The organism is Rhizobium sp. LjRoot98 (genome assembly GCF_964252935.1).
GTDB lineage: Bacteria > Pseudomonadota > Alphaproteobacteria > Rhizobiales > Rhizobiaceae > Pararhizobium.
In genome coordinates, this window is the sequence record NZ_CAXUPW020000001.1 from 26257 (window position 1) to 43756 (window position 17500).

The window sequence follows — 17500 nt, forward strand, 5'->3', positions numbered from 1 at the left end:
GAATGCTCTTCTTTAAGCTTCAATTCGTGTGTCTCTGGGTAGAACAATTGGCTATGGCGTGCAAGGCTTGTCACATCCGGTGTGACGGTTTGGGCCTTATCGCCGGGCGTTTGCGATCTGTTCAATTTTTTGCGGCACTCTATCGGCATGACCACCTGTCTCTCGCTCATCGCCCTGTTTCTTGTCTTGAACATCGTGACGTTCTGCGTCTTCTGGTGGGATAAGGCTGCGGCGCGCGGCGGAAAATGGCGCGTTCCGGAAAACAAGCTTTTAAGCCTGGCGTTTCTCGGAGGAAGCCTCGGCGCCTTTGCCGCCCAGCGGCTGTTGCGTCACAAGACGCGCAAGGAACCCTTCCGCACCCGACTGACGGCGATCCTCGTTCTGCACGCCGCCGTTGCCTCCGTGGGACTTCTGGCTCTGCCATGGGTGCTCGCCGGCCATGTTTTTCATTCTTGAAGGCTGCCTCACCGCTGACTGATTTCCCTCACCTGGCCATCGCAACTTGACTTACGCCTCGATTCGTAACTATTATTATTACATGAAAAGAAACAGCCGACTTTCCGCAGTGCTGCATGCGCTGCTCCATATGGCAGAACGCGAGCGCCCGATGACGTCGGACGAGCTGGCCGCCTGCCTGCAGACAAATCCTGTCGTTGTCCGGCGTACCATGGCCGGACTGCGCGAAGCAGGTCTCGTCACCTCCGGCCGCGGCCATGGCGGCGGCTGGACGCTTGCACGGCCGTTGGACGATGTAACCATGCGCGACATCTATACAGCACTTGGCGAACCGATGCTCTTCCAGATGGGCAACGCCATGGAAAACCCTGCTTGCCTTGTCGAACAGGCGGTCAACCACGCGCTTGACGACGCTTTTCGCGATGCCGAGGCCATGCTGATTGCACGGCTTGGCGAGGTGACGCTCGCAACCCTCGCCGCTGACTTCAAACGGCGCTTTGCCGAACATCGGGCCGCACTGAACCAGCCCGGCTGACATTCAACACCGACAAAAAGTCTCCCGCCCCCGGACTTCCCAAAACTTCCGGCGGGCGGAGCTATGGAAGGAACAAGCATGCAACAGGACGCAGTCATCATCGGTGGCGGTTTCGCCGGATTATCCGCCGCCTATATCCTCGCCCGAGCCCGGCGCCACGTCACCATCATCGACAGCGGTACGCCACGCAACCGTTTCGCAGCCCATTCTCACGGCGTTCTGGGACATGATGGCAAATCCGGCCTGGAGATACTGGCCGATGCGCGGGCTCAGCTGGCTGCCTACCCCACCGTAACCTTCATCGAGGGCGAGGCTGACTCTGCGGGAGGCAAGATCGATGACTTTCATGTCAGCATAGCCGGCCACGGCACGGTTGCCGCAAGACGACTGCTTCTGGCCAGCGGCATCGAAGACCGCCTGCCCGGCATCCCCGGCCTGGCCGAGCGTTGGGGCAAGACGGTTTTGCATTGCCCCTATTGCCACGGTTACGAAATCGGCGGCGGGCCGATCGGGGTTCTGGCGACCCAGCCGATGTCGGCGCATCAGGCAGCTGTGGTTGCCGACTGGGGCGATGTCACCCTGTTTACCAATGGCATGCCGGAGCCGGACGAGGAGGCACTTGCCCTTCTCGAACGCCGCAACGTCAGGCTCCAGCCCGGCACGGTCAGCGTGGTCGAGGCAGGCACCTGCGACAGGCTGCGCGTGCGGCTGGAGAGTGGCCGGACCTTCGACGTCAAGGCACTCTTCGTCGCGGCTGAACTGCATATCCGCGGTACGATCGCCGAATGCCTTGGCTGCACCCTGCAGGACACACCTGCCGGAAAGATCCTCACAATCGATGCCGTCAAGGCAACCAACGTCGCCGGGGTCTATGCGGCCGGGGATAATGCCCGCGCCTTCGGCAACATCACGCTTGTTTCCGCCGATGGCGTCATGGCCGGTCTTGGTATGCATCAATCGCTCATGTTCGCAGGGCATTCTTGACGGCATCGTTGTGCTTTGCTTAAAAGTGACCGTCCCTTTTGGAGTTTTGATGTTCTCGATATCCGAGATTGCCTGAAGGCCCCTGCGCGCAAGTTTGCTTGTGCGCTCGGGCCACGAAAACGAAGCCCTGACGTTCGACTGAACGGCAGACCCGTTTTCATGCGTTCATGCGAACGCTTTTCGGATCTCAACATCAATGGATATTTCACGCGACGAACAGCGTATTCTTCACCTTATGGCCCAAGGCGGCCGCATCGAAATCCTGCGCCTGGACGGTAAAACCATCGGCGGCGCCCGGTGCTTCACCCGTGACGGCTGGCTCTATCCCGGTTTCGGTTTGGAGATGTTTCGTAAATTGAAACGAAAGAAGGCGATCTCATCGTCCGGTGGCAAGCCCTATCGGATTACTGAGCGCGGCCTCCTTCTCGTGCGTGCGCAGTTAAACAACCGCTGACAAAACAAAACCGGCGGGGCCGTTCATTCGGTCTCGCCGGTTTCTCTTCAGAACCATTGCTGGCCCTGTTGAGCAGCCACCTCCACAAACATCTTCGTCATACCAACAGACTCGACATCGCGATCGAGCTTCGGCGCGTAGGCGGTCGACAGCGAGCTGATCGCGTATCCGTGCTTTTGGAAGAAACCGATAGCCTGGGCATTCTGCACATGAGTTCTGATCATGGCAGCCTCGAAACCACCGGTGAAAATCCTCTGCTCCAGATCGGCAAGCAGCGACGAGCCAAGGCCGTTTCGCTGCAGAGATGGCTCAACCCAGAGATCAGAGATCGTGCCGTCCTTATCTTCACGCGCGGCCCATCCCGCCACGGCACCGCCCGTTTCAATGACGCTCACCGAAAACCAGTTCGAACGCAGGAAGGACAGGAAGGACAATTCGGCGACGCGGCGCATGGCTTGCGCATCGGCAACACCGGAAACCGCCTTTTCCCAGGCATCAAGCCCGATCGCGGCCAGAGCCGGAACCTCATTTTCGCGCGCGAGGCGAACAATCATCATGCAGCGATCCCCTTCCGCCGCAAGTAGAGCATCACGGAAGCGGTTTTTCCAGACGCACCTTGGTCTGATCGAGACCGAGCGACGGAGAAAAATCGGTGCCGTGCCAGACCTGCATAAATCCCAGTCTTTTATAGAGAGACAGAGCCGCATCGTTGGACGCATCAGTCTCGATGCCGGCGACACCGAGATCTTCAACCCGCATCCGCGCAAGAAGTTCGCCAATCAGCGCCGAGCCGACTCCCTTGCCCTGCCAATGCGGAGCAATCCAGATGTCTGAGATATAATTCCAGCCGCGAGACCGGTCACCGGGATGTTCGCGGCTATCGCGGGCGCCCCAGCCGATAATCTCGCCTGCAGCTACAGCGACAATGACGTCAGCATCCGGATTGCCGGCGAAGGTCAGAAAACCATCTTCGACACGCGTTTCGACGTTGGGTTCAAACCAGCTCTGGTGAACACGGTTCGATTTCCAGGCTTCATATCCGATCCGCGCAACTGCCCCGGCGTCCGAGGCAGTCATGTTGCGAAGATGGAAGGCCGTCTTTACCACCACTTGGCAGGCTGGAACTTTCCCGCGGCCTGTTCGATGACATGCGCTGTCTTGAACAACGTTTCTTCCTCGAACGGCTTGCCGATCAGTTGCAGGCCGAGCGGCAGGCCCTTGTGGTCGAGACCGGCGGGGACGGCGATGCCCGGCAGGCCGGCCATGTTGACCGTCACGGTGAAGATGTCGTTGAGGTACATCTTGACCGGATCGGATGCCAAATCCTCGTCGGCAATGCCGAAAGCGGAGGACGGGGTTGCTGGTGTCAGGATCGCATCGACACCGGCGTGGAAGGCCAGCTCGAAGTCGCGCTTGATCAGCGTGCGGACCTTCTGGGCCTGCAGGTAATAGGCATCGTAGTAGCCTGCCGAAAGGACATAGGTGCCGATCATGATGCGGCGCTTGACCTCGGTTCCGAACCCTTCAGCGCGGGTCTTTTCATACATGTCGGCAATGTCCTTGCCATCGACACGCAGGCCGTAGCGGACGCCGTCATAGCGGGCAAGGTTGGACGAGGCTTCTGCCGGGGCGACGATGTAATAGGCCGGGAGCGCATATTTCGTGTGCGGCAGGCTGATATCGACGATCTCGGCACCGGCGTCCCTTAGCCAGGCAATGCCCTGTTGCCAGAGCGTTTCGATTTCGCCCGGCATGCCATCGACGCGGTATTCCTTCGGAATACCGATCTTCATGCCCTTCAGCGACTGACCGAGCGCGGCTTCGTAATTGGGGACCGGTAGATCGACGGAGGTCGTATCCTTGGCATCGACCGATGCCATCGACTTCAGCAGGATCGCCGCATCGCGCACGTCGCGGGCGATCGGGCCAGCCTGATCGAGCGACGACGCGAAGGCGACGATGCCCCAGCGCGAGCAGCGGCCATAGGTCGGCTTGATGCCGACGGTGCCGGTGAAGGCGGCAGGCTGGCGGATCGAGCCGCCCGTGTCGGTCGCGGTCGCACCGGCGCAGAGGAAGGCGGCCACGGCAGCAGCGGAACCACCGGAGGAGCCACCCGGAACCAGATCAAGGTTCGAGCCATTGGCGCGCCAGGGGTTTTTCACCGGGCCGTAATAGGAACTCTCATTCGACGAACCCATGGCGAACTCGTCCATGTTGAGCTTGCCGAGCATGACGGCACCGTCGTTCCACAGGTTCTGGGTGACGGTCGACTCATAGCGCGGCTTGAAGCCGTCGAGAATGTGGCTGCAGGCCTGGGTGTGGACACCTTCTGTGCCGAACAGATCCTTGATGCCGAGCGGAATGCCTTCGAGCGCGCCGGCCTTGCCGCTGGCGATACGGGCATCCGACGCCTTGGCCATCTCGCGGGCCTTGTCCGGCGTGGTGACGACATAGGCATTCAGCGCGCCATTGGCCGCGTCGATCGCGCCGATATAGGCCTCGGTCAGTTCGACGGCGGAGATTTCCTTGGAGCTCAGCTTGGTACGCGCTTCAGCGATGGTCAGGCGGGTCAGGTCGGTCATGGGCAGGCTTTCAAAATCGGGTGCGTTCGGGCGGCGGCAGCGGCAAAGATTACTCGACAACCTTCGGGACGAGGAAGAAATTGCGATCCTCGATCGGCGCATTGGCGACAATGTCATCCGCCTTGTTGCCGTCGGTTACGGCGTCCGTGCGCTTCTTCATTGCCATCGGAGTTACGGATGTCATCGGCTCGACGCCATCGACATTGACCTCGGAAAGCTGCTCGACGAAACCGAGAATGCCGTTCAGTTCGCCGGTCATGCGCTGCGCTTCCTCTTCGGTGACGGCAATGCGGGCAAGGCGCGCGACGCGCTTCACGGTGGCGAGGTCTACGGACATGGGTGTCTCCGGTCTTCAAGGAACTTTCCCCCCGCTATAATAGCCGCGGTGCGCCCACGCAACGGGGGAATGCATGCCGAGCCGTCTTAGACGGCAACAATGCCGCCAACAGCCGGCGCTTCCACCTTCACTGACGCGCCATCCATGCCGGCGATGAACAGATCCGGCGTCTGGTCGATGATGCCGAACGAACCATAGTGGCAAGGCAGAACCGTTGCGAACTTGAAAAAGCGCTGGCAGGCAAGGGCTGCCACGGCACCGCCCATGGTAAACCGGTCGCCGATCGGAACGAGACCGATTTCCGGCTGGTGCAGTTCGTGGATCAATCCCATGTCAGAGAAGATGTCGGTATCGCCCATATGATACAGCGTCGGTTCGTCCTCGAAATGCAGGACAAGACCGTTGGCGTTGCCGAGCGAATGTGAGACGCCATCTTCAGTCAGTTGCGCCGAGGAATGCAGCGCATTGACGAAGGTGGTCGAAAAACCATCGAGATGGATGGTGCCACCGGTATTGCCCATTTCGAGCGCATGGACGCCCTTCGAGCCCAGCCATGCCGCGAGATCAGCATTGGCAACGACGGTCGCACCGGTTTCCCTGGCAAGCGCAATCGTATCGCCGACATGGTCGCCATGACCGTGGGTCAGAAGAATGTGGGTCAGGCCAGCAGCCGCATCCTTGCGCGAAGATTCGTCAAAGGACGGATTGCCGGTGAAGAACGGATCGATGAGGATTTTCGATTTGGCGGTTTCCAGATGGAACGCGGAATGTCCGAGCCACTTGATCTTCATGACAATACTCCTTGATTTACAGCGGGGATGATTTGGCGGCAGGATAGGGATATGGATCACCCGAGTAATCCTAAAAGACCGAATCGGCAAATCACATGGCTGTTCTCAGCATCGAAGACCTCGCAACCGCCCTCCTGCCCAATCAGGCCATCGCCGGGCTCGACCTTGGCACCAAGACTATCGGCATTTCGGTTTCCGATCTCGGACGCCGCTTTGCAACGCCGCGTGAGGTGATCAAGCGGGTGAAGTTCGGGCTGGATGCGGAAGCGCTACTTGCCGTCGCGGAGAAGGAAAGGATTGCCGCCTTCGTCATCGGCCTGCCGATCAACATGGACGGCTCCGCCGGTCCCCGCGCCCAGGCGACCCGGGCATTCGTGCACAACATGGCGCAAAAAACCGCTATCCCGTTCATCTACTGGGACGAACGGCTATCGACGGTGGCGGCCGAGCGGGTGCTGATCGAGATGGACGTTTCGAGGAAGAAGCGGGCGGACCGGATCGATTCGGCCGCCGCCTCGTTCATTCTTCAGGGCGCGCTCGACAGGTTGGCATCCTTGGCAAAGGCTGCGGAACCCGATTCGTCCTTCTGAGCCGGCGGAAAACGCTTGTTATACCAGGCGCGGATGTCGCGGCGCTTGCGGTAGGCAATGATGGCAAACACCAAAAAGCTGTCGAAGACGATGGCGCGCGCCACCAGCGGCGGAATGGTTTCCGGCGGAATACCGAGCACATTGCCATAAATCGCAAACACCAGATCATGCGCCTGACGCGTCAGCATGAAGATGCCGAAGCTCATGTCGTAATAGGATAGCCCGTACCAGCCGGTGAGCAGGATGACCGGGCAGGCCCAGAGGATAAGGAACCACTTCATACTGTTCTCCCCTCCACGAATATGCCGTGCTTGATCTGCGCCGACAGCCAATCCAGAGCGAGCAAGCTCACGAGGATTAGAGCCGGAACCGCCAGATCGAGCGCAAGGCTTACAAAAAACATCGTCATGATGATGACCAAGCCAGTTCTCACCGAACGTGCTCCATTCCGAAAGCGTTAAAAATCTCTTCAGTGCCACTCTTGCCCGTTAACCCTGTCCGCGCAACGTAAACCAATTGTTAAGGTTAATTTCCGGGCGGCGCGGTTGCCGCTTTGTGAGCAAGCGGCTATCGGTGGGCTCCTCCCTTATTCAGGCCGCCTTTTTCATGACGATCATCTTCGAAAGCATCCTGCCGATCTTCCTGCTCGTCTCGCTGGGCGTCTGGCTGAAACGCTCATCGCTGGTCGACAACACATTGTGGGAAGGGCTGGAACAGCTCGGCTACTACGTCCTGTTCCCGGCCCTGTTGTTTTCGACGCTGGCGACGGCCGACTTTGCCGGTATGAAGACGGATGCGACAGCACTGGCAACAATCGGCAGCATCACGTTGATGTCGGCGTTTTTGCTGCTGCTCTGGCCGCTGCTGCGTGCCCGCCACGTCTCGTCCGCCGCCTTCACCTCGATCTTCCAGACGGCGACGCGCTGGAACGGCTTCATGGCGCTGGCGATCGCCCAGAAACTCTATGGGCCACTGGGCCTCAGCCTGACGGCGCTGGTGATGACCCTGGTGATCATCCCGATCAATCTCTACAATATCGGCGTGCTGATCGGCTTCAACGGCGGTCCGAAGGGCTTGCGATTCTTTGCCTTCAAGATCGCCACCAACCCGCTGATCGTCGCCTCGGTGCTGGGTATCGTGCTGAACTTCGTCCAGGTTCCCGTCTACGGGCCAATCTTGACCGCCGTCGAGATGCTGGCGAGCGCTTCGCTCAGCCTCGGCCTTGTGATGGTCGGGGCGGGTCTCAAGGTTTCCGACGCGCTGCGGCCAAGCATGACCGCCCTGCTCGCGGTCTTTCTAAAACTGATCGTCATGCCGGTGTTCATGGTCGGTGCCGCCTATTCTCTCGGCATTCGCGGCGATGCCCTGCTGGTGATCGCGCTTGGCGCCAGCGTACCGACGGCTATGAACGGATATCTGCTGGCCAAACAGATGGGTGGCGACGCGCCGCTCTATGCCGCTGTCGCCACCATCCAGACAGTCGTGTCGTTCTTTACGATTCCGCTCGTCCTGACGGTGACCGGTTATATCGCCGCCGGATAAAGCAGGTCGACGATATAGGTGGAATCAAAACGCGAATCGAGCATGCCATAGGTCGAGCGCCAACCGGCAGCCAACCGCGATTCCAGGAACGCGTCGGCAATCCGCCCTGCCCCCAGACGGTAAAGTTCTGCGGCCGCGGCAGCCAGTGCCAGCTGCTCGACCAGCATGCGGGCGGCCCCTTCGTCACGCTCGCAGAGTGATGCCGCCGCGCGCAGCACGTCGACGGTCTTCTTGGCGGATGGGCCGAGATCGCGGCTGATCACCTGGAACAGCAGTTCGAACAGATCCTTGCCGCGGGTGAGCACGCGCAAAACATCCAGCGCCATGACATTGCCGGAGCCTTCCCAGATCGCATTGACCGGAGCTTCGCGATAATGCCGGGCAATCGGCCGTTCCTCGACATAACCGCTGCCGCCGATGCATTCCATCGCCTCGGCGATCAGCCCGGGCGCAATCTTGCAGCTCCAGTATTTCGCAACCGGCGTCATGATCCGCGCATAGGCCGCGTCTTCTGCGCTGTCGCGCGCCTTGTCAAAGGCTTCCGCAAGACGGAACGACAAGGCGCTGGCGGCAGCGACATCGAGCGCCATATCGGCCAGAACCCGCGTCATCATCGGCTGAGCGACCAGCGGCTTGCCGGAGACCTTGCGGCCGCGCACATGATGCACCGCCTCGGCCAGCGACGCCCGCATCATACCGGCGGAGGCCAACGCGCAATCCAGCCGCGTCAGCGTCACCATGTCGAGGATGGTGCGGATGCCGGCATCCGGCGAGCCAAGCACGAAACCGAACGTATCGGAAAATTCCACCTCGGATGAAGCGTTCGAGCGGTTACCGAGCTTGTCCTTCAGGCGCTGGAAGCGGAGGCCATTGGCTGACCCATCTTCGAGAAGACGCGGAACAAGGAAGCAGCCGAGACCATCACGGGTCTGTGCCAGCATGACGAAGGCATCGCTCATCGGCGCCGACATGAACCACTTGTGGCCGTTGAGGCGATAGATCCCCTCGCCCACCCGTTCCGCCGTCGAGGTGTTGGCGCGCACATCCGTACCGCCTTGCTTTTCCGTCATGCCCATACCAACGGTCACGGAGGCTTTCTGCATCCACGGACGATTGGACGAATCATACTTTCGCGACAGGATTTTTGGAGCCCATTCCTTCTGAACAGCCGGCGACGCCGAGATCGCGGCGACCGACGCGCTGGTCATGGTCAACGGGCAGAGATGGCCGCATTCCAACTGCGCCGTCAAATAGAAGCGCATCGCCCGTGCCTTGTGCGAACGTCCGCGCTCATCGGCGATGTTTTCCCAGGCAGACGCATGCAGACCAGATGTTACTGACCGGCGCATCAGCGCGTGCCAGGCGGGGTGGAATTCCACCTGATCCAGCCGCTCGCCGCGCGGCCCATGGGTGCGCAGCTTCGGTACGCCCTCATTGGCCATGCGCGCCAGATCCTGCGCTTCCGGTGAGGTCACGTAACGGCCGATCGTCTCGAAATCGTCGCGCAAGGAGCGCGGCATCGACGCGGCAATGTCGACCAGCAGCGGGTCGGAGCGGAAGGCATTGATCCCCGACCAGGGTTTCGGCTGGTTCAGATCGGCGAGTTTCTGTTCGGTGCGGTTCAGAGTCATGCCGCGTTTCTAACCCAAGTCCACATGCTTAGGAACAGCATCGCGACGGGATAAATGCCGCTTCCCGCAACAATTTGCGCGCGGTGCGTTATGGCCACAAAAGCGTGGGTATGCGGCGGGTTTGCGCAGCCTTTGCCTTGCCGGGTGACGCCGCAGTCATTATAGACCCTCGCAACTTCACCAAATGAGGCGGCTCCCCATGGATTTCTTTCCGCATCGCCACCTGCTCGGCATCAAGGGCCTGAACGAACAGGATATCACCGTCCTGCTCGACCGGGCCGACGAAGCCGTCAAGATTTCCCGCCAGAGAGAGAAGAAGACAACGACTCTGCGCGGCCTGACGCAGATCAACCTGTTCTTCGAGGCCTCGACGCGGACACAATCCTCCTTCGAACTCGCGGGCAAACGGCTGGGTGCCGACGTGATGAACATGTCGGTCAGCAATTCCTCGGTAAAGAAAGGCGAAACGCTGATCGATACGGCGATGACGCTGAATGCGATGCATCCGGATGTGTTGGTGGTGCGCCATTCGTCCGCCGGTGCGGCAGCGCTGCTTGCCCAGAAGGTCTCCTGCTCCGTTGTCAATGCCGGCGACGGACAACACGAGCATCCCACCCAGGCGCTGCTCGACGCGCTGACCATCCGCCGCGCCAAGGGCAAGCTGTCGCGCATCATCGTCGCCATCTGCGGCGACGTCCTGCATTCGCGCGTTGCCCGCTCCAACATTCTTCTGCTGAACCAGATGGGCGCCCGCGTCCGTGTCGTTGCCCCGGCAACTCTCCTCCCCTCCGGCATCGCCGACATGGGTGCCGAGGTCTATCACTCGATGGAAGAAGGCCTGAAGGACGCCGACGTGGTGATGATGCTGCGCCTGCAGCGTGAGCGCATGGCCGGCTCCTTCGTTCCTTCGGTGCGCGAATATTTCCGCTATTATGGGCTTGATGCCGAAAAGCTGAAAGCTGCCAAGGAAGACGCGCTCGTCATGCATCCCGGCCCGATGAACCGCGGCGTCGAAATCGCCTCGGAAATCGCCGACGGGCCGCAGAGCGTCATCGAGCAGCAGGTTGAAATGGGGGTCGCGGTGCGCATGGCGGTGATGGAAACGCTTCTTCTTTCGCAGAACCAGGGGCCACGCACATGAGCAACGCCCTCGTCCTGAAAAACCTGCGCATCATCGACCCCTCCCGCAATCTCGATGAAACCGGCACTGTTATTGTCGAAAACGGCCTGATCGTTGCTGCCGGACAATCCGCCCAGAACCAGGGTGTTCCGGATGGTGCTGAGGTCAAGGATTGCACCGGCCTCGTTGCCGTGCCCGGCCTGGTCGATGCCCGCGTTTTTGTTGGCGAACCCGGCGGCGAATATCGCGAGACCATAGAATCAGCATCGCGGGCTGCCGCTGCCGGTGGCGTCACCTCTATCATCACCATGCCGGATACCGATCCGGTCATCGACGATATCGCGCTGGTGCAGTTCGTTCAGAAGACGGCGCGCGACAAGGCGCTGGTCAATGTCTACCCGGCCGCAGCACTGACCAAACATCTCGATGGCGAAGAGATGACCGAATTCGGGCTGTTGCGCGAAGCCGGTGCCGTCTGCTTCACCAATGGCCGCCGCCCGATGCACGACACGCTCGTCCTTCGCCGCGCCATGACCTATGCCCGCGAATTCGGCGCCGTCATCTCGCTCGAGACGCGCGACAAATATCTCGGTGCCGGTGGCGTCATGAACGAAGGACTGCTTGCCAGCTGGCTCGGCCTTTCCGGCGTGCCGCGCGAAGCCGAGATTATTCCGCTGGAGCGCGACCTGCGCATCGCCGGACTGACCAAGGGCGCCTATCATGCGGCAAAGATCTCGCTGCCGGAATCGGCAGAAGCGATCGCCACCGCTCGCAAGCGCGGCGCCAACGTTACCTGCGGCATCTCGATCAATCACCTGACCCTCAACGAAAACGACATCGGCGAATACCGGACCTTCTTCAAGCTCTCGCCGCCGCTGCGTGGCGAAGACGACCGTGTCGCTATGGTCGAGGCGCTGGCCAATGGCACGATCGACATCATCGTCTCATCGCACGATCCGCAGGACGTCGACACCAAGCGTCTGCCATTTGCCGACGCTGCCGACGGCGCGATCGGGCTGGAGACGTTGCTGGCTGCTGCGCTCCGCCTCCATCACAGCGGCTCCGTGCCGCTGATGCGGCTGATCGATGCCCTATCGACACGCCCAGCCCAGATTTTCGGGCTCGATGCCGGCACACTGAAACCCGGCGCCAAGGCCGACATCACGCTGATCGATCTGGAAGAGCCCTGGATTTTCGGCAAGGATGCGATCGTGTCCCGTTCGAAAAACACACCGTTTGAAAATGCCCGCTTTACCGGCCGGGCCGTTCAAACCTATGTTGCCGGAAAACTGGTTCATTCGCTTTAATTGAGCGCGTGGCTTGCCCCTCATCCGCCCTAACGGGCACCTTCTCCCCGCAGACGGGGAGAAGGAAAAACGGCAAGCTTCGTCGTTCCCTCGTCCCACTTGCGGGGAGAGGATGAGGGGCAATATCCGTCGCGGCGGAATTGGGGAGGCAATAGGTGTCTGACATATTTTCCTGGCAACTCGGGCTGGCGCTGACGGCCGGTGTTGCGATTTTCGGCTATCTGCTCGGCTCCATCCCCTTCGGCCTGATCCTCACCCGCATGGCCGGACTTGGCGACGTCCGCAAGATCGGCTCCGGCAATATCGGCGCGACCAATGTTTTGCGCACCGGCAACAAGAAGCTCGCCGCGGCCACGCTGCTACTGGATGCCCTGAAAGGAACTGCCGCTGCGGCAATTGCCTCACGCTGGGGGATCGAAGCGGGTATTGCCGCCGGCTTTGCCGCCTTCCTCGGCCATCTCTATCCTGTCTGGCTCGGCTTCAAGGGCGGCAAGGGCATTGCAACCTATATCGGCGTCCTGCTCGGCTTAGCCCCCATCATGGTTCTGGTGTTTGCCGCGATCTGGCTGACTATGGCCAAACTCACCCATTATTCCTCTCTTTCGGCACTGGTTGCAACCGTGATCGTTCCGGTTGTATTGTTAGCCTCAGGCTACGGAAAGATCGGCCTGCTGTTCGTGGTGATGAGCATCATCACCTGGATCAAGCACCGCGAAAACATCCGGCGGCTCCTGGCCGGGACGGAAGGCCGGATCGGCGAAAAGGGATAGGTCAGAATGTCGAACGGCAGCGCAGGACGAAACGGGATTGCGCTTTCGGAACGACAAAGAACGGCCTGGCTGAGGCTGATCCGCAGCGACAATGTCGGGTCTGCGACCTTTCGCGACCTCATCAACCATTTCGGCTCAGCCGAAACAGCGCTTGAAATGCTGCCCGAACTGTCGCGGCGCGGTGGTTCAACCCGTACGATCCGCATCGCCTCTGTGGCAGAGGCTGAGAAAGAACTCGCGGCCGCCCATCGGTTCGGCGCCCGTTTCATCGGCATCGGCGAGCCCGATTACCCCCCGGCCCTGCGCCAGATCGATGGCGCACCACCGTTGTTGGCGGTCAAGGGCAACGCGATCACCGGCACCGTCCCTTCCCTCGGCCTCGTCGGCTCGCGTAATGCCTCGATCAGCGGCACGAAATTTGCGGCTATGATCGCGCGCGATGTGGGACGGGCCGGATACTCCATTATATCGGGGTTAGCGCGGGGCATCGACACGGCAGCGCATCGCGCCAGCCTGGAGACCGGAACGATCGCAGCGCTGGCCGGTGGTCTGGATCAACCCTATCCGCCCGAAAATATCGGTCTTCTGGACGAGATCACGGATGGTAATGGCCTCGCGATCAGCGAGATGCCATTCGGCTGGGAACCCCGTGCCCGCGATTTTCCCCGGCGCAACCGGCTGATCGCCGGTGTCAGCCTCGGGCTTGCCGTCGTCGAAGCGGCCTCACGGTCCGGTTCGTTGATTACCGCGCGTTATGCCGCCGATTTCGGCCGGCTGGTCTTTGCCGTGCCGGGTTCGCCGCTCGATCCGCGCTGTCACGGTACCAACGGGCTTTTGAAGGATGGCGCGATCGTGACCACGGAAGCGGCGGACATATTGCAGGCGCTTGCACCGCTCAGCCGCATCGATCTGTTCACGCCACCGCAGGCGGAGGAGCCGGGCGAACATGATGCTGGACCGATGGCACCGCCGCCGAACGAGAACGATCGGGCGCAGATCACCGATGCGCTGGGACCAACGCCCGTCGAGATCGACGACATCATCCGCCACACCGGCCTTTCGGCATCGGCCGTCTATCTGGTGCTTTTAGAACTGGATCTTGCCGGACGGCTTCACCGGCATCCCGGCGGCCTTGTTTCCCTCAGCATTGGAGAATGACAACTGCCTTTTGCCGGACAGGATATCGCCGGCTTCGACAAACGCCATTTCGATCAGGTAGCACAGCATATCGGCGCGCTCGTTGGCGGCGACACCACGGAGTTCTCCGAGCATATGCCGGATATAGGCGACCTTTTCGCGAGCCTGTGCTTCTCGTCTGCCGGCCCCCGTTGAATTCGGAATCATCGGTTTTCCCTGTGGTGCATTCAAAATCCGCCCGTAGACAGGCACGCATTGGTCGAGCGGAACGCCATACAGCACCGTTCGGTCGTGTGGACTGCCACCGCGAGACAAGAGTGCAGAAGCATCGCTTTCTGCCAGTGCCCCGCGAGATGGAAATTACACTTCAAAGACGATATCGTATTTATCTTTAATTGCAATACGCACGTAATCACTTATAGGTTGCATCGCGTTGTGGCCGGTTATTTTGGGCGCAGCACTTGACCGCAGACGAATCCCTGTCCATGTCGGGGCATCGATATTTCCCATTGTGCCGCCTCTTCCCGGCCTGGCACAGCTTTGAACGGTTGCTTTGAGAATATGACCATGAATGTCGTCGTCGTGGAATCGCCTTCAAAGGCGAAGACCATCAACAAGTATCTGGGCCCCGGTTACAAGGTTCTCGCCTCCTTCGGTCACGTCCGCGATTTGCCGGCCAAGGACGGCTCGGTTCTTCCGGATGATGATTTTTCCATGCTCTGGGAAGTCAGCACCAAATCCGCCAAGCACATGAAAGATATCGCCGACGCCCTGAAATCGGCTGATCGTCTCATTCTCGCAACCGACCCGGACCGCGAAGGGGAAGCCATTTCCTGGCACGTGCTGGATCTTCTGAACAAGAAGAAACTGATCGCCGGCAAGCCTGTCCAGCGCGTCGTCTTCAATGCGATTACCAAAAAGGCCGTGCTCGACGCGATGGCCAATCCGCGCGACATCGATATCCCGCTGGTGGACGCCTATCTGGCGCGCCGGGCGCTCGACTATCTCGTCGGTTTCAACCTGTCGCCGGTCTTGTGGCGCAAGCTGCCGGGTGCCCGTTCGGCAGGGCGTGTGCAATCTGTCACGCTGCGCCTCGTCTGCGACCGCGAAGCCGAAATCGAGCGTTTCGTGTCCGAGGAATACTGGAATCTTTCGGCGCTTTTGAAGACACCGCGTGGCGACGAGTTCGAGGCCCGCCTGGTTTCCACCGGCGGCAACCGTCTGCCGCCCCGCGGCGTGACCAATGGCGAGGACGCCGGCAAGCTGAAAGCCTTGCTGGATGGGGCCGCCTATACGGTCGAGAGCATCGAAGCCAAGCCGGTCAAACGCAATCCGTCGCCGCCGTTCACCACCTCGACGCTGCAGCAGGCTGCGTCTTCCAAGCTCGGCTTTTCAGCGTCGCGCACCATGCAGGTCGCGCAGAAGCTCTATGAAGGCGTGGAACTCGGCGGCGAGACCGTCGGTCTCATTACCTATATGCGTACCGACGGCGTGCAGATGGCGCCTGAAGCGATCGATGCTGCGCGCAGCGCCATTGGCGACCAGTTCGGCAGCCGCTATGTGCCGGAAAAGGCCCGCCTCTATTCGACCAAGGCAAAGAATGCCCAGGAAGCCCACGAGGCGGTTCGCCCGACAGACTTCACCCGCACTCCCGACCAGGTGCGCAACTTTCTCGACGCTGACCAGCTACGACTCTATGACCTGATCTGGAAGCGCGGTATTGCCAGCCAGATGGCGTCAGCCGAGATTGAGCGTACCACGGCCGAGATCACCGCCGACAACAAGGGCGAGAAGGCTGGCTTGCGCGCCGTCGGATCGGTCATCCGTTTCGATGGCTTCATTGCGGCCTATACCGATGCCAAGGAAGATGGCGAGCAGAGCGACGATGAAGATGGCCGCCTGCCGGAAATCAACGCACGCGAAAACCTCGCCAAGCAGAAGATCAACTCGACCCAGCATTTCACCGAGCCGCCGCCGCGCTATTCGGAAGCATCGCTGATCAAGAAGATGGAAGAGCTCGGCATCGGCCGCCCTTCCACCTATGCCGCGACCGTAACGACGCTGCTTGATCGCGAATACATCGTCAACGACAAGCGCAAGCTGATCCCCGAAGCCAAGGGCCGGCTGGTCACGGCGTTCCTTGAGAGCTTCTTTGCGCGCTATGTCGAATATGATTTCACGGCGTCGCTGGAAGAAAAGCTCGACCAGATCTCTGCCGGCGAACTCGACTGGAAGGACGTTCTTCGCGATTTCTGGAAGGATTTCTTCGCCCAGATCGAAGACACCAAGGAATTGCGCGTCACCAACGTGCTCGATGCGCTGAACGAAGAACTGGCACCGCTGGTCTTCCCCAAGCGCGAGGATGGCAGCGATCCGCGCATCTGCCAGGTCTGCGGCACCGGCAAGCTGTCGCTGAAACTCGGCAAGTATGGCGCTTTCGTCGGTTGCTCGAACTACCCGGAATGCAACTTCACCCGTCAACTGTCATCCGACAGCAATGGCGGCGATGAAGCGGCAGTCTCGAACGAGCCGCTGGCACTCGGCAAGGATCCGCATACGGGCGAGGAAATCACCCTGCGCTCCGGCCGCTTCGGCCCCTATGTCCAGCGTGGTGATGGCAAGGAAGCCAAGCGTTCTAGCCTGCCGAAAGGCTGGACACCGGCCAGCATTGACCATGAAAAGGCACTGGCGCTGCTATCGCTGCCGCGCGATATCGGCGCGCACCCCGAAACCGGCAAGATGATCTCGTCCGGCCTCGGCCGCTATGGGCCGTTCATTCTGCATGACGGCAAGTACGCCAATGTCGAAAGCATCGAGGACGTATTCTCGATTGGTCTCAACCGCGCGGTCTCGGTGCTTGCCGACAAGCAGGCGAAGGGACCGGGCGGACGCGGCGCATCGGCTGCTCCTTTGAAGGAAGTCGGCGACCACCCGGATGGCGGACCGATTACCGTCAAGGACGGTAAATACGGCCCTTACGTCAACTGGGGCAAGGTTAATGCGACCCTGCCGAAGGGCAAGGATCCGGTGTCGGTGTCGATGGAAGATGCGTTGCTGCTGATTGCCGAGCGCATAGCCAAGGGTGGCATCAAGCCGGCCAAGGGCAAGGCAACCAAAGCCGCTGCCAAACCAAAAGCTGCAGCGAAAACCGACACGGCGGCCGCCAAATCGGCCAAGCCCAAGGCAGCGGCGAAACCGAAAGCCGCGGCAAAGCCTAAGGCTGCGGCCAAGCCCAAGACAGCTGCAAAAGCGAAGAAAGACTGA

21 protein-coding genes are annotated in these 17500 nt (G+C 60.6%); 11 read left to right on the plus strand and 10 right to left on the minus strand.

Annotated features, from left to right (window positions below):
* The first annotated feature begins 147 nt into the window (after window positions 1-147).
* The 4 genes from ACSQ3J_RS00150 (at window position 148) to ACSQ3J_RS00165 (ending at window position 2429) form a co-directional block, all read left to right on the plus strand.
* Window positions 148-456, plus strand: coding sequence for a DUF1294 domain-containing protein (locus ACSQ3J_RS00150; protein ID WP_200954933.1), 309 nt, complete (start codon window positions 148-150; stop codon window positions 454-456).
* An 82-nt stretch (window positions 457-538) separates the two neighbouring features.
* On the plus strand, window positions 539-991 hold the full coding sequence (locus ACSQ3J_RS00155; protein ID WP_060502094.1) for an Rrf2 family transcriptional regulator: 453 nt from the start codon (window positions 539-541) through the stop codon (window positions 989-991).
* A 78-nt stretch (window positions 992-1069) separates the two neighbouring features.
* Window positions 1070-1975, plus strand: a complete 906-nt coding sequence (locus ACSQ3J_RS00160) for an NAD(P)/FAD-dependent oxidoreductase (protein ID WP_060502095.1) — start codon at window positions 1070-1072, stop codon at window positions 1973-1975.
* A gap of 196 nt (window positions 1976-2171) precedes the next feature.
* Window positions 2172-2429 (plus strand): YjhX family toxin, encoded by a 258-nt coding sequence (locus ACSQ3J_RS00165; RefSeq protein WP_060502096.1) that lies wholly within the window; start codon window positions 2172-2174, stop codon window positions 2427-2429.
* 47 nt (window positions 2430-2476) lie between these two features.
* Here the strand turns inward: ACSQ3J_RS00165 and ACSQ3J_RS00170 are convergent, their stop codons facing one another.
* From ACSQ3J_RS00170 to ACSQ3J_RS00190, 5 genes are all read right to left on the minus strand, one after another.
* A complete protein-coding gene (locus ACSQ3J_RS00170) occupies window positions 2477-2986 on the minus strand; it encodes a GNAT family N-acetyltransferase (RefSeq protein WP_060502097.1) in 510 nt (169 codons plus the stop codon).
* Between the two features lie 31 nt (window positions 2987-3017).
* On the minus strand, window positions 3018-3506 hold the full coding sequence (locus ACSQ3J_RS00175) for a GNAT family N-acetyltransferase (protein WP_156393934.1): 489 nt from the start codon (window positions 3504-3506) through the stop codon (window positions 3018-3020).
* A 23-nt stretch (window positions 3507-3529) separates the two neighbouring features.
* Window positions 3530-5011: an Asp-tRNA(Asn)/Glu-tRNA(Gln) amidotransferase subunit GatA gene (gene gatA, locus ACSQ3J_RS00180; RefSeq protein ID WP_060502099.1), complete on the minus strand. Its 1482-nt coding sequence runs from the start codon at window positions 5009-5011 to the stop codon at window positions 3530-3532.
* Between the two features lie 49 nt (window positions 5012-5060).
* Window positions 5061-5348: an Asp-tRNA(Asn)/Glu-tRNA(Gln) amidotransferase subunit GatC gene (gene gatC / locus ACSQ3J_RS00185; RefSeq protein ID WP_060502100.1), complete on the minus strand. Its 288-nt coding sequence runs from the start codon at window positions 5346-5348 to the stop codon at window positions 5061-5063.
* A gap of 86 nt (window positions 5349-5434) precedes the next feature.
* Window positions 5435-6139, minus strand: a complete 705-nt coding sequence (locus tag ACSQ3J_RS00190) for a metal-dependent hydrolase (protein ID WP_060502101.1) — start codon at window positions 6137-6139, stop codon at window positions 5435-5437.
* Window positions 6140-6234: 95 nt separating this feature from the next.
* On the opposite strand from ACSQ3J_RS00190, the gene ruvX reads away from it, so the two are divergent.
* Window positions 6235-6729 (plus strand): Holliday junction resolvase RuvX, encoded by a 495-nt coding sequence (gene ruvX, locus ACSQ3J_RS00195; RefSeq protein WP_060502102.1) that lies wholly within the window; start codon window positions 6235-6237, stop codon window positions 6727-6729.
* Here ruvX and ACSQ3J_RS00200 read toward each other — a convergent pair.
* Window positions 6666-7010, minus strand: coding sequence for a DUF6105 family protein (locus tag ACSQ3J_RS00200; protein WP_060502103.1), 345 nt, complete (start codon window positions 7008-7010; stop codon window positions 6666-6668). The two genes, ruvX and ACSQ3J_RS00200, sit on opposite strands and share 64 nt — an antisense overlap.
* Window positions 7007-7150 (minus strand): hypothetical protein, encoded by a 144-nt coding sequence (locus ACSQ3J_RS00205; RefSeq protein WP_156393935.1) that lies wholly within the window; start codon window positions 7148-7150, stop codon window positions 7007-7009. Before ACSQ3J_RS00205 ends, ACSQ3J_RS00200 begins: the two co-directional genes overlap by 4 nt.
* 185 nt (window positions 7151-7335) lie before the next feature.
* Between ACSQ3J_RS00205 and ACSQ3J_RS00210 the strand changes: the two genes are divergently transcribed.
* A complete protein-coding gene (locus tag ACSQ3J_RS00210; RefSeq protein ID WP_060502220.1) occupies window positions 7336-8271 on the plus strand; it encodes an AEC family transporter in 936 nt (311 codons plus the stop codon).
* Here the strand turns inward: ACSQ3J_RS00210 and ACSQ3J_RS00215 are convergent.
* Window positions 8253-9902: an acyl-CoA dehydrogenase family protein gene (locus ACSQ3J_RS00215; protein WP_060502104.1), complete on the minus strand. Its 1650-nt coding sequence runs from the start codon at window positions 9900-9902 to the stop codon at window positions 8253-8255. The genes ACSQ3J_RS00210 and ACSQ3J_RS00215 overlap by 19 nt on opposite strands.
* 199 nt (window positions 9903-10101) lie before the next feature.
* On the opposite strand from ACSQ3J_RS00215, the gene ACSQ3J_RS00220 reads away from it, so the two are divergent.
* The 4 genes from ACSQ3J_RS00220 to dprA all read left to right on the plus strand — a co-directional run bounded on the left by ACSQ3J_RS00220 (window position 10102) and on the right by dprA (window position 14257).
* Window positions 10102-11043 (plus strand): aspartate carbamoyltransferase catalytic subunit, encoded by a 942-nt coding sequence (locus ACSQ3J_RS00220; protein WP_037107845.1) that lies wholly within the window; start codon window positions 10102-10104, stop codon window positions 11041-11043.
* Complete coding sequence (locus ACSQ3J_RS00225) at window positions 11040-12329, plus strand: dihydroorotase (protein ID WP_436038512.1); 1290 nt, start codon at window positions 11040-11042, stop codon at window positions 12327-12329. Before ACSQ3J_RS00220 ends, ACSQ3J_RS00225 begins: the two co-directional genes overlap by 4 nt.
* Before the next feature lie 155 nt (window positions 12330-12484).
* Window positions 12485-13099 (plus strand): glycerol-3-phosphate 1-O-acyltransferase PlsY, encoded by a 615-nt coding sequence (gene plsY, locus ACSQ3J_RS00230; protein WP_060502106.1) that lies wholly within the window; start codon window positions 12485-12487, stop codon window positions 13097-13099.
* 6 nt (window positions 13100-13105) lie between these two features.
* A complete protein-coding gene (dprA, locus tag ACSQ3J_RS00235) occupies window positions 13106-14257 on the plus strand; it encodes a DNA-processing protein DprA (RefSeq protein ID WP_060502107.1) in 1152 nt (383 codons plus the stop codon).
* Here dprA and ACSQ3J_RS00240 read toward each other — a convergent pair.
* A complete protein-coding gene (locus ACSQ3J_RS00240; protein ID WP_060502108.1) occupies window positions 14186-14443 on the minus strand; it encodes a hypothetical protein in 258 nt (85 codons plus the stop codon). The genes dprA and ACSQ3J_RS00240 overlap by 72 nt on opposite strands.
* A gap of 153 nt (window positions 14444-14596) precedes the next feature.
* Window positions 14597-14746, minus strand: a complete 150-nt coding sequence (locus tag ACSQ3J_RS00245) for a hypothetical protein (protein ID WP_156393936.1) — start codon at window positions 14744-14746, stop codon at window positions 14597-14599.
* A 57-nt stretch (window positions 14747-14803) separates the two neighbouring features.
* Here ACSQ3J_RS00245 and topA point away from each other — a divergent pair, with 57 nt between their 5' ends.
* A complete protein-coding gene (gene topA / locus ACSQ3J_RS00250; RefSeq protein ID WP_060502109.1) occupies window positions 14804-17500 on the plus strand; it encodes a type I DNA topoisomerase in 2697 nt (898 codons plus the stop codon).